The organism is Martelella sp. NC20, from assembly GCF_013459645.1.
Taxonomy (GTDB): Bacteria; Pseudomonadota; Alphaproteobacteria; order Rhizobiales; family Rhizobiaceae; genus Martelella.
The window spans coordinates 733071-744824 of the sequence record NZ_CP054861.1 but is presented as its reverse complement, the minus strand read 5'-3'; the positions used below and the strand labels follow the sequence as shown (position 1 = coordinate 744824).

The 11754-nt window shown below is 62.2% G+C and carries 10 protein-coding genes; 5 read left to right on the top strand and 5 right to left on the bottom strand.

The genetic code is table 11. From position 1 onward, the window contains the following. Nucleotides 1–7 precede the first annotated feature (7 nt). Nucleotides 8–2164 carry a thiamine pyrophosphate-dependent enzyme gene (locus tag HQ843_RS03600; RefSeq protein WP_180899791.1) on the bottom strand — a complete coding sequence of 719 codons (2157 nt, stop codon included), beginning with the start codon at nt 2162–2164 and terminating at the stop codon, nt 8–10. 422 nt (nt 2165–2586) lie between these two features. On the opposite strand from HQ843_RS03600, the gene HQ843_RS03595 reads away from it, so the two are divergent. From HQ843_RS03595 to HQ843_RS03580, 4 genes are read left to right on the top strand one after another with little or no spacing between them, the layout of a single operon-like run. Continuing rightward, complete coding sequence (locus tag HQ843_RS03595) at nt 2587–3633, top strand: carbon-nitrogen hydrolase family protein (RefSeq protein WP_180899792.1); 1047 nt, start codon at nt 2587–2589, stop codon at nt 3631–3633. A 15-nt stretch (nt 3634–3648) separates the two neighbouring features. Next, nucleotides 3649–4770 carry a cupin domain-containing protein gene (locus HQ843_RS03590; RefSeq protein ID WP_180899793.1) on the top strand — a complete coding sequence of 374 codons (1122 nt, stop codon included), beginning with the start codon at nt 3649–3651 and terminating at the stop codon, nt 4768–4770. A gap of 15 nt (nt 4771–4785) precedes the next feature. Further along, nucleotides 4786–5700 carry a fumarylacetoacetate hydrolase family protein gene (locus tag HQ843_RS03585; RefSeq protein WP_180899794.1) on the top strand — a complete coding sequence of 305 codons (915 nt, stop codon included), beginning with the start codon at nt 4786–4788 and terminating at the stop codon, nt 5698–5700. Nucleotides 5701–5705: 5 nt separating this feature from the next. Beyond that, complete coding sequence (locus HQ843_RS03580; protein WP_305793953.1) at nt 5706–6470, top strand: maleate cis-trans isomerase family protein; 765 nt, start codon at nt 5706–5708, stop codon at nt 6468–6470. Nucleotides 6471–6661: 191 nt separating this feature from the next. Here the strand turns inward: HQ843_RS03580 and HQ843_RS03575 are convergent, their stop codons facing one another. Further along, nucleotides 6662–7594, bottom strand: coding sequence for an NADP-dependent oxidoreductase (locus HQ843_RS03575; RefSeq protein ID WP_180899795.1), 933 nt, complete (start codon nt 7592–7594; stop codon nt 6662–6664). Nucleotides 7595–7679: 85 nt separating this feature from the next. On the opposite strand from HQ843_RS03575, the gene HQ843_RS03570 reads away from it, so the two are divergent. Continuing rightward, nucleotides 7680–8387 carry an EthD domain-containing protein gene (locus HQ843_RS03570; protein WP_180899796.1) on the top strand — a complete coding sequence of 236 codons (708 nt, stop codon included), beginning with the start codon at nt 7680–7682 and terminating at the stop codon, nt 8385–8387. A 141-nt stretch (nt 8388–8528) separates the two neighbouring features. On the opposite strand, the gene HQ843_RS03565 is transcribed toward HQ843_RS03570, so the two are convergent. Genes HQ843_RS03565 through HQ843_RS03555 form a run of 3 tightly spaced genes read right to left on the bottom strand, consistent with a single transcriptional unit; the run spans nt 8529 to nt 11751 of the window. Beyond that, nucleotides 8529–9311, bottom strand: coding sequence for a cyclase family protein (locus HQ843_RS03565; protein ID WP_180899797.1), 783 nt, complete (start codon nt 9309–9311; stop codon nt 8529–8531). Between the two features lie 14 nt (nt 9312–9325). Continuing rightward, on the bottom strand, nt 9326–10570 hold the full coding sequence (locus HQ843_RS03560; protein WP_180899798.1) for an SDR family NAD(P)-dependent oxidoreductase: 1245 nt from the start codon (nt 10568–10570) through the stop codon (nt 9326–9328). Next, nucleotides 10570–11751: a thiolase family protein gene (locus HQ843_RS03555; RefSeq protein WP_180903401.1), complete on the bottom strand. Its 1182-nt coding sequence runs from the start codon at nt 11749–11751 to the stop codon at nt 10570–10572. The genes HQ843_RS03560 and HQ843_RS03555 overlap by 1 nt, the downstream gene beginning before the upstream one ends. Between the last annotated feature and the right edge of the window lie 3 nt (nt 11752–11754).

Genomic DNA, 11754 nt, shown 5'->3' with positions numbered 1-11754 from the left:
GTCGGTATCAGGCCTCGAAGCTTACGGCGAAACGTTCGCGGGTGTTCTGCAGGAAGCCGATGATGCTCATCGAAACCCTGTTGGAAAACCGGTCCCACTTCGATGGGTTGTTGATGACGTCGGCGCGGTAGAAGCTCGGGCAGAGAACCGCCGCGTCCGCCACTTCGCCGCAATTGCCGCATGCCACGCAGGTGTTGTCGATCGAGGCCACCGGATCGTCGCGCAGCGGGTCGTCGAGCTGCTTCACCGAGAGCGACGGACAGCCCGAAAGCCGGATGCAGGCATGATCGCCGGTGCACACGTCCTCATCGACGCCGAACCGCGCCGTGACCGTCCGCTTGCCGTCGCTGATGGCCTTTCTGATCTGCGGCTTCACGCGGCGCTGCTTGTTGAGCATGCACTCGGATGACGCGACGATCACCTTCGGCCCCTCGAACGGCGTGGTCAGCGCCTCCTTGAGGACATCGCGCATCTTGTTGACGTCATAGGTGCGATCGATCTGGCGGACCCATTCCACGCCGATGCCCTTGACCGCCTTGACGATGCTGTTGTTGGTGTTTCTCCGCTTATTGAAAGCGCGCGACGACAGGATGTCCTGTCCGCCCGTGGCGGAGGAATAGAAGTTGTCGATGATCAGGAAGACGCCGTCGTGCTTGTTGAAGACGGCATTGCCGATGCCGCTGGTCAGGCCGTTGTGCCAGAACCCGCCGTCGCCCATGATCGATATCGAGCGCTTTGCGCCCTTGACGTTGAAGGCCGCCGACGATGCCCCACCGAGGCCATAGCCCATCGTGGTGGCGCCGAGGTTGAAGGGCGGCAGGATCGAGAACAGGTGACAGCCGATGTCGGCCGAGACGTGGTGCTCGCCGATTTCCTCGTGAACCAGCTTCATCGCCGTGAAGATTGGGCGTTCTGGACAGCCCGTGCAAAGACCGGGCGGACGCGACGGCACCACCTCCCTGAGTTTTGCCACCTCCGGCAGGGCAAGCGTTGGCTTGGCGTTTGGCACGGGCGGCCGGTTGCCGAGGCGGGCGGGCTCATGATCCTCGAAATAGCGCTGCAGCCCGTCGGTGAGCACCTCTGCGGTATAGTCCCCGCCCATCGGCAGGTAATCCTTGCCGTGCACCCGGGTGGTCGAGCGGACGCGGGAGAGGGTGGTGGAAATCGACTGCTCGATATATTCGGGCTGGCCTTCCTCGATCACCAGAACGGACTCGAGCCCCTCGCAGAACCTGTCGACTTCCGACACGATGGTGGGATAGGCAACGTTCATCACGTAGATCGGGACCTTGGTGTCGCCGTAAGCGTCGGCGAGGCCGAGGAACTGCAGGGCGCGGATCGTGCTGTTATAGGTTCCGCCCTGGACGATGATGCCGGTCTTGCTGCCGGTCTTGTCGCCGAAGAACTCGTTGAGCTTGTGCTTGGTGATGAACTCGATCGCGGCGGGCATCCGGCGCTTGATCTTTTCCTGCTCGTGCTCATAGGCCGCCGGCGGCAGGACGATCCGATCGAGATCGCGCTTCGGATTGTTCATCGCATCGGCAAGCGTGAATTGCGGGCGCACATTGTCCTTGCACACGAAGCTGCCATGCATGTGACAGGAGCGTACGCGCACCTGCAGCATCACCGGCGTATTGGACTCCTCGGAAAGTTCGAACCCTTTTTCGATCAGGTTGACGATGCATTCCTGGTCCGGGCGTGGATCGAGCAGCCACATCTGCGACTTCATCGCAAAGGCATGGGTGCGCTCCTGCATGATCGAGGAGCCTTCGCCGTAATCCTCGCCGACAATCACCATCGCGCCGCCGGTGACGCCGCCCGAGGCGAGATTGGCCAGCGCGTCCGATGCGACATTGGTGCCGACCGTGGACTTCCACGCCACCGCGCCCCGCAACGGGTACATCACCGATGCGGAAAGCATCGCGGCCGCAGTCGCCTCGTTGGCCATGCTCTGGAAGTTGACGCCCAGTTCCTCGAGGATTTCGTCGGCGTCGGCCAGCACGTCCATGAGGTGGGAAATCGGCGACCCGGGATAGCCGCCGACATAGGAAATGCCGGACTGAAGGAGGGCCTTGGTGATTGCCAGAATGCCTTCGCCGCGGAAAACGTCTCCCTCTCCAAGCTTGAGGTCCTGTACTTCTTTCGCAAATGAGCGTTCGGCCATCCAAGTCTCCAAATAATCTGTTTCGAGAATAATTTTATATATAAAATATGTCAACGTGTTTTTGGCTTCAACCGGTCTGCAGAGACCTTTCCGTTGTCGCGAATTCCGTCGTTTCGGTTTGATCCTCGAACGAGAGTGTCAGCGCCGCGTCAACCTGACGCGGGCTCAAGATGCCGCAAAGAAAGGGGTAGCCAAATATAATTTTATATGTAAAATACATTGTCATAAGAGATGAATTTGTGGCGACCCCTATCGCTTTTCTGGGTCCCGATCGCCCGACTAAGGCAAGCGGAATCAAGTGGATAGATCGCAGCCAGTTCCAGCTTGACGAAGGGTTGCCCTGCAATGGCGGGCTTTCGCGGCAAGCAGGGCGCGCAGATGCATTTCGGGTGCAAATTCTTGGCTTGCAAGGGAACGGTTGAATGCTTCCAGTACATGATTTTCCCAAATTCAAGGCGGCCGCCGTGCAGGCGAGCCCGGTCTATCTCGACGCAGCGGCAACGGTAGAGAAGGTTGCGGATCTGATCGCCGAGGCTGCCCGCAATGGCGCGCGTCTGATCGTGTTTCCGGAGGTGTTCGTTCCCGGCTATCCCTACTGGAACTGGATTACCGATCCGGTGACGGGCAGCGCCTGGTTCGACAAGCTGGTGCGCGCATCGGTGTTTGTGCCGGGGCCCGAGATCGACACGGTCCGCGCGGCGGCCCGCACCCACGGGGTCTATGTCATCCTGGGCGTGAACGAGCGTAGCCCCGTGTCGCTTGGCGCACTCTACAACACGCTGGTGTTCATCGGTCCCGACGGAGCGATCATCGGCAAGCATCGCAAGCTGGTGCCGACCTGGGCGGAAAAGCTGACCTGGACCGGCGGCGACGGTTCCAGCCTCAAGGTTTACGACACCGAGATCGGTCCCCTCGGCGGTCTCGCCTGCGGCGAAAACACCAATACGCTGGCGCGCTTTTCCCTGCTCGCTCAGGGCGAACTGGTGCATGCCGCAAGCTACATTTCGTTGCCCGTGGCGCCGCCCGATTACGATATGGCGGAGGCAATCAAGCTGCGCGGTCAGTCGCACAGCTTCGAGGGCAAGGTATTCACCATTATATCCACCTCGACCATTTCGGATGAGATCATCGCCGAAATGGAAAAGGTCCGGCCCGACGCGCGGGCGTTGCTGGAGCGCAAGTCCAGCGCGTTTTCGGGCGTTATCGGCCCGGACGGCCGTGTGATCGGGGATGGCCTGATCGACGACGAGGGGATTGTCTATGCCGAGATCGACCTCGGCAAGTGCATTCAGCCCAAGCAGATGCACGACATCATCGGCCACTATAACCGGTTCGATGTTTTCCAGCTGAATGTGAACCAGACGGTCAGAAATCCGATCGAGACGCTTCGCGCGCCCGCCGACGAGGCGGAGCGGGAGAAGGGCGAAGCTTCGCCTGAGGATTTGGAACCGATCAAGATCCGTAAATGAGGAGAGGTTGAAGCCATGACTGATGCAGTACAAAGCGATGACATTCTGGGCCGCGCCCGCGTCAAGGACAATGCGGAACTCGAAGCCTACTACAATGATCTTGCCAAGCTCGACACGGGCGCCCTGTGGACGGTCGCCAACTCGATCGAACCCTGGCAGCCGACGCCGGCTTCGGCTCCGGTTCTCTGGAAGAACTCGGAACTGCGTGATCAGGTCCTGCGCGCGCTCGACCTGGTTCGCCCCGAAGACGCCGGCCGGCGCGTGGTCTATCTGCTCAACCCCAAGCGCACCGAAGTCAGCGCCGCCTGCGGCTGGCTGTTCTCCGGCATTCAGGTGATGCGGCCGGGCGAGCGGGCAGGCGCGCACAAGCACGCCGCCTCGGCCCTGCGCTTCATCATGGAAGGCGCCGGCGCCTACACGATCGTGGATGGCCACAAGATCAATCTCGGCGCCCGTGATTTCGTCATCACCCCGAACGGCACCTGGCACGAACATGGCATTGCCGAGGACGGCGAAACCAGCATGTGGCAGGACGGGCTCGATATTCCGCTGACCAATGCCCTGGAAGCCAATTTCTATGCGGTTCACCCGGACGATTACCAGACCACCGACCTGCCGGTGAACGACAGCCCGCTGACCTATGGCGGTCCCGGGCTTCTTCCGCTCATGGATAAGTGGGACAAGCCGTATTCGCCCCTGATGCAGTATCGCTGGGAGCCGACATACGAGGCCCTGCTGAACTATGCCAAGGTAACCGATGGTTCGCCCTATGACGGCGTGATCATGCGCTATACCAACCCGACCACAGGTGGCGATCCGATGCTCACCATGGGCGCGGCGATGCAGCTCCTGCGTCCTTCCGAGCACACCAAGGCGCACCGCCACACCGGCAATGCCATCTATCAGGTTGCCAAGGGTGAGGGCTATTCGGTCATCAATGGTCAGCGCTTCGACTGGAAGGAGAAGGATATCTTCTGCGTTCCGGCATGGATGTGGCACGAACACTGCAACACGTCCTCCGGCGACGATGCCTGCCTGTTCCAGTTCAACGACCTGCCGACCATGACCAAGCTGGGTTTCTACGCCGAGCAGGGCCTGAACGAAAACGACGGTCACCAGGTCGTGAAAACGAACTAAGTTAAGGACTTAATTATGAAATTGGTAACCTATCGCGGACACGTGTCCGCGGAGGGCCGCCTGGGCGTCGTCCAGGATGGCCTCGTCATCGACGTTGAAGGCCTCGGCGCGGTGGTCGGCGAACTTTTCGCCGGTTCGATGCTGGAACTGATCGACCAGGGCCCCGACGCCCTGGCCGCGCTCCGGTCCGCCCTGAAGGAGACCGACGGCGCCCGCCCGCCCGGGATCGCGGTGCCGCTTGAGAACGTCAAGCTGCTGGCGCCGATCCCGCGCCCGCGCAAGAACATCTTCGGCATCGGCCTCAACTATGTCGAACATGTCGCGGAATCGGCGAAGTCGCTGGATACGTCGAAGGACCTCCCCAAGCAGCCCGTGGTCTTCTCCAAGCCGCCGACCGCGGTGATCGCTGACGGCGAGGCCATCCAGCACAATGCCGCAATGACTCAGCAGCTTGACTGGGAAGTCGAACTGGCCGTGATCATCGGCAAGCGCGCGACGCGGATCGCCAAGGACGATGCGATGAGCCATGTCTTCGGCTATTCGGTCATCAACGACGTCTCCGCCCGCGACAACCGTCGCGCCGGCCAGTGGATCTTTTCCAAGGGGCAGGACACCTATTGCCCGTTCGGACCGATGATCGTGACGGCCGACGATATTGCCGACCCGCATAATCTCGATCTCTGGCTGAAGAAGAATGGCGAAGAAAAGCAGCGGTCCAACACCAAGCACCTGCTGTTCGACATTCCGACCCTTATCTCCGACCTTTCGAGCGGCATGACGCTCGAGCCCGGCGACATCATCGCCACCGGCACGCCGTCCGGCGTGGGCGCCGGCCGCGATCCGCAGGAATGGATGTGGCCTGGCGACGTCATCGAGTGCGGCGTGGATGGCATCGGCGTGCTGCGCAATCCCGTCGTCAGGATCGGTTGAGCGTCATGGAAAACCTCAACGACACCATCAAGATCGGCCAGATCGTTCCGTCGTCGAACCTGACGATGGAACGGGAGATCCCGGCAATGCTGCGCGCCCGCGAGCAGATACTGCCGGAGCGCTTCTCCTTTCATTCATCGCGCATGCGCATGAAGAAGGTGACAGCCGAGGAACTGAAGGCGATGGACTGCGACAGTGACAGGTGCGCCCTGGAACTGTCCGACGCCGCCGTGGACGTGATGGGTTATGCCTGCCTCGTGGCCATCATGGCGATGGGCAAGGGCTACCACCGCGAAAGCCAGGCCCGCCTGCACAAGCTGACCGTGGACAACGGGCATCCCGCGCCAGTGGTCAGTTCGGCGGGTGCGCTCGTCGATGCGCTGCACCTGATGGGGGCGAAGCGCATTTCGATCGTTGCGCCCTACATGAAGCCGCTCACCCAGATGGTGGCCGACTACATCGAGAGCGAGGAGATCGAGGTCAGCGACTATGTCGCGCTCGAGATTCCGGACAATCTCGAGGTGTCCAGACAGAACACCGACAACCTTCTCGACATCTACAAGAAGGTCAATCTGAAGAACATCGACGCGCTGGTGCTGTCCGCCTGCGTGCAGATGCCATCCCTTGCCGCGATCCAGAAGGTCGAGGACGAGTGCGGCATCCCGGTTCTGTCGGCATCGGTTGCTACAACGCATCAGATGCTCAAGAGCCTCGGCCTCGAGGCCCGCGTTCCGAACGCGGGCGCGCTGCTTTCGGGCAAATACAGCTAGAGCATCGGGCGAAAAAGTGGAATCCGGTTTTTCGACAACCCGATGATCCAGCGCACGTCCGGTGAACACGGGTTCACCGGACGTACTTTTCCCAGGGCTATTCCTCGTTCTTTGACACAAGGGCGCTCATGAAGCGCAGGGGTCAGCCAGCCACAAGATGTGATTTGCCCGCCGAGGAATGGCCGGAGCGGTCAGGCGATGTCGAGAACGATGCGGCCGCGCGACACCTTGCCCGCCTCCATCATCCGGTGCGCCTCGTCTGCCTGCGCAAGGGGCAGGCGATGGGCCACCTGCGGACGAAACACGCCTTCGCGCGCCAGCTTCGCCACCGCTTCAAGCGCATATTGGCTGTCGTGGATGTGGGGTATGCTGAGCCGGACGCCGTAGCGCTCGGACTGGTCTTCGAAAGGCTCGGCGCGCAGGCACACCATGTGGCCGCCGCGCTTCAGAACCTCGTATGAACGGCGGTGCACCTCGCCGCCGATCAGGTCGAGGACGACGTCGAAGGGCTCCTCGATCGTGGTAAAGTCTTCCCTGTCGTAGGCAACCACGCCATCGGCGCCCATGGCGGTGACATAGTCGGCATTCGCCGCGCGGCAGGTGGTCGTCACGTGGCACCCGAGATGATGGGCGAGCTGAATGGCGAGGCCTCCGGTCGCACCGGCGCCGGCATGCACCAGAATGCGCGCGCCGGCTTGCAGATCCGCGGTCTCCACCAGGCATATCCAGGCGCAGATGCCCGCATGCATCAGCGATGCCGCCTCGCCGAACTCCAGCGTTTCGGGCATGGCGACGATGGTGTCCTGATTGCGCACGATCTTTTCGGCATAGGTGCCGTCTTCGGCATGTTGCGCGACAACGCACACCGCATCGCCGACGCTTGCGTAGTCCACGCCTTCCCCGAGCTCGAGCACGATACCGGCGCCGTCGCGACCGGGTATTTTCGGCAGGCTGATGGGGAGCATGCTCTGCAGCATGCCCGCGCGCACTTTCCAGTCGGCGGGAATGACGCTCGCCGCCTTGAGGCCTACCAGCACCTCGCCGGGGCCCGGCCGGGGATCGGCAATCTCGGCCATCTCCAGCACATCCGGGTCGCCATAGGAGTCATATCTTATTGCGCGCATGGTTCACCGGGGATATGTTTTAGGAATAAAACAATATGTGTCGCACATCATGCGGCCTGTCAACTTGGTCCGCCGGGAGAAATCGATGCGCTTTGCCTACTTTCTGTCTTTCTTCGACCGTAACGATCCCGGCAGGGAATTGGATCGCGCAACTCTGGAGAGGGTTGGCGCTATCGTGCGCTCCACGCCAAATCTGAGGCGTGGGCTTGTGTATCACGCCGACCAGAGCGCGGGGCAGCATTATCCCGGCGGCGACGCGCCGCCCCAACTGGCGCTGCAGCTCTATTTCGATGAAATCGCGCATCTGGAGAGCGCGGTCGCGCGCGACGGCCACCTCCAGCAACTGGCATTGCCGCAGACCCTGCCCGATCTCGCCGCCGCCGAGGCTGAGCAGCAGGCCATGATCGTGCGGCGCTTCGCGGTGCCCGATCCGGTGCGCGGTCGGCCCGAGACCGATCCGTTCTGCACCTATCTTGTGCATTATCCCGGCCCCGCCGAGGATCTGAATGCCTGGCTCGACCACTATGTGCGCGAACATCCGCCGATCATGGCGAAATTTCCCAACGTTCGGGAAGCGGAAGTGTGCTCGCGAATGGACTGGCTGGGTTTCCTGCCATGGCCCAGGGTCGACCATATGCAACGCAACAAGGTCGTGTTCGATAGCGCCGAGGATCTGGTCGCCGCGCTGAACTCGCCGGTGCGCGAGGAAATGCGCGCCGATTTCGTCGCGTTCCCGCCCTTCACCGGCGGCAATGCGCATTATCCCCTGACGACGCAGGAGTTTTTGCCGTAGAGCGTTTTACGGTCAAAACCGGAAATGCTCGACTTGCTGACCAAGTCCTCCTCAAACTCCATCGTCATGCCGGCTCAAGGCCGGCATGACGATGGAGAGGGGGCGCGCTCCGTGACGCTTAGTGGCTTTCCCGGCCGCACTCTATTGGCCGGGCGTGACCGCGAGAACCCGTAGCGGGCTTCCCGAGCCATTGAGAATCTTCAGGGGCGCGGCGAAGACGATGGCGCCTCTTGGCGGCAGCTGGTCGAGATTGCACAGGCATTGCAGCCCGTACCGGCCCGCGCCATGCAGATAATGGTGGGCCGGGAGCGGCGGGTTGAGATGGGTGGCCTGTCCCGAGTCTGTTCCGATGGTTTCGGTGCCGAAGCCGAGAATGCCGCGCTCTTCCACCAGCCATTTCATCACATCGACATCCGGGCCGGGGGTATGTGCGCCGTCTTCCTTCAGATTGGCGTAGTCCTGGAAGTTACGCTTCGACCAGTCGGTGCGCATCAGCACCCATTGGCCCGGCTCGATCTTGCCGTGCTGGTCTTCCCAGGCGAGCACATGCTCGCGGGTCAGCAGGAAATCGTCGTCCGCTGCCGCTTCCGCCGAGCAGTCGATCACGCAGGCGGGAGCGACCATATGTTCGATCGGCAATGTGTCGACGGAGCCATTGGGCAGGTCCTTGCCGGTATGCCAATGGACCGGCGCGTCGAAATGGGTGCCGGTATGTTCGCTCAGCGAAATCTCGTTCCAGTACCAGCCTGGACCGGCATCGTCGTAACGCGAAATGGTGCGGATGCGCACCGGCGCGGCTTGGCCGAGTTCCGGCGGCAGCACCATGACGGGAAAGTCCGGCGACAGCGTGAAGGTGAGGTCAACGATCCGCAGGGCGCCGGAGGCGATCGCAACTGCAAATTCGGTCGGGTCGGTCAATGCCATTGTCGATGTTCCACTCAGGTGTGCCGATTGGTGAATTCGCGCTCAACGCTCTTCGGGTTGTCGACGAGGTTTTGGCGGATCTCATTGGCGACATCGCCTACGAACATCTCCTCGACGCCCTTGTTGAGAGCGGTGATCACGGCGCTGGCGAGCGCCTTGGGCGCGACCTTCGGCGGGGGCAGGGTCTGGAACCATTCCGTGTCGGTTGGCCCGGTGAACAGGTTGACCACGCGCACCCCGCCGCCGCGCAGTTCGCCGCGCAGGCAATGCGAAAGCGAAAGGCAGGCTGCCTCCGCGGCGGAGTGGGTGCCGAATGCCGACCAGTTGGCGAGGGCATGAACGGAGAAGATGTTCACCCAGGCGGCAGCGCTGTTGAGCTGGTCCGCGCCGCGCCCCAGCATGGCCGGGCCGAAGGCCTGGGCGAGGTTGACGAAGCCCAGATAGAGCTGTTCCATCTCATCGCGGATGACGGTGGTGCGGCTGCGGTCCAGGAGACCGCCCGGGCGGATGAATTCCGACGTATTGACCAGAATATCGATCTTGCCGCCGATATCGGCCGCCAGTTCGCGAACCGACCGCTCGTCCGGGGCGTCGAGCGGAACGATCTTGTGCTCGGCCGCGCGCAGCCTTTCTTCGCCGGGAAAGGGCTTCCAGGGTTCGGCAATGCCGACATAGACGGTCGCTCCGGTCTCGGCCAGGGCGTTTGCCACGGCCTGACCGATGGCGGAACGGCCGTTGGTCACCAGCACGCGGCGGAATTGGGGTTTCGCAACCATTTCGTACCACTGCCTGTCTTGATCCATATTCGGGGTGGGTTCGGACGGTATCGCAAAAAAGACGGCCTGCCCGGATTTGTCGAGCTGCAATGTCGTTCGCACGCGGTCGCCATCCTGGCAGTCGCCATGCAGGTGCGCAACGGCGATCGGGCCGCAGTCAAGCTTCACCATGCCGATCCGCCAGGGCATCCGCTCGCGGAAATAGCTGTCCGAGGTCACGTGGGTGGTGGTTTCGGAGACAATCACGCCGCCATCGGGGGCATCGGTCAGCGCCAGATCGACCGACAGGCAATTGGGGCAGACCTCGCGAGGAGGATAGACATAATTCTGGCATTCCGCGCAGCGTTGCAGCGCGAACCGGCCTTCGGCCGCCGCCTGGGTCAGCAATTGCGCCGAGCGGCTGCGAGCTGCGGGCGGAAGGGCCTGCTGCCAGGTCCGCGCGAGCGGGTTCTTGCGTTTCGGTGGCTTGAGCGGCTCTACCATTACCTGTCTCCCGTGAGGATGACCGCGCCCGAGGACAGGCCCCTCGCGTAGTTGATCATGCCAAAACCGGATGCGAGGCCGACCCTGGCGTCCTTGACCTGCGTCGGTCCGGCGGTGCCGAGCACCTGCCGCACGGCTTCGGTCAATCCGATATAAGCGCCGCCCGCACCCGCCTGTCCCGACGAAAGCTGGCCACCGGTGGTGTTGTGGGGGAAATCGCCATCGATCTTAAGGTCGTGGCTGCGCACGAATTCGGCGCCTTCGCCCTTCTTGCAGAACCCGAGATCCTCAAACTGCATCATCACGATGAAGGGATAGTCGTCATAGGTCTGCAAGAAGTCCATGTCATCCGGCTTCAGGCCGGCCATGGCATAGAGATCGTCGATATCGGCGATCCAGCCGCCATGGCTCTGCACCACGTCGTCGGTGCGCACGTTATGCCGCTCGATGGTGCCGAGGATTTTCGCGCCCGCAAGCCCGCTCGCGGCCGCCGTCTCCTCGCGCATGATCAGAAACGCTTCCGCGCCGGCACATGGCATCACGCAGTCGAACAGATGGATCGGGTCCGAGATGGGCCGCGCATTCATATACTGGTCGAGCGTCAGTGGCTTTTTCATCAGCGCATTGGGATTGCGCAGGGCGTTCTGACGCTGCGATACGGCGATCTGTCCGAGATCCTCGCGCTTGACCCCGAAGGTCTTCATGTAGTGGCGCGCGATCATGCCGAAGCTGGCATTGGCGCCGCCCGCGCCGTAGGGGTAGGCCGCGTCCTGGGAGAACCGCGAAAAGTTCGACAGGGTCTGGCGGAAACTGTCGGTGTGGTTGGTGTCGCCGGCAACGCAGACGACGACATCGCAGTCACGGGCCTCCACCGCCCTTGCCGCGCGGCGGATGGCGCTGATGCCGCTGGCGCCGCCAAGCGGAATGTGATCCAGCCAACGGACGGACAGGCCCAGATGCTCGGTCAGCCCGATCGCGGCATCGGAGCCGAGGGTGAAACTCGACAGGCAGAAGCCGTCGATATCGGCCTTGTCGATGCCGGAATCGTCCAGCAGCGCCCGCACCGCCCGGCCGATCCACCAATGGGCGGTTTTGTTGGAAAACCGCTCATAGGGGACCGTCACAGGCGTGGTGATCACCACGTTTTCATAGGGGCGTCGATTGCTTGTGGAATGCTTCATAAT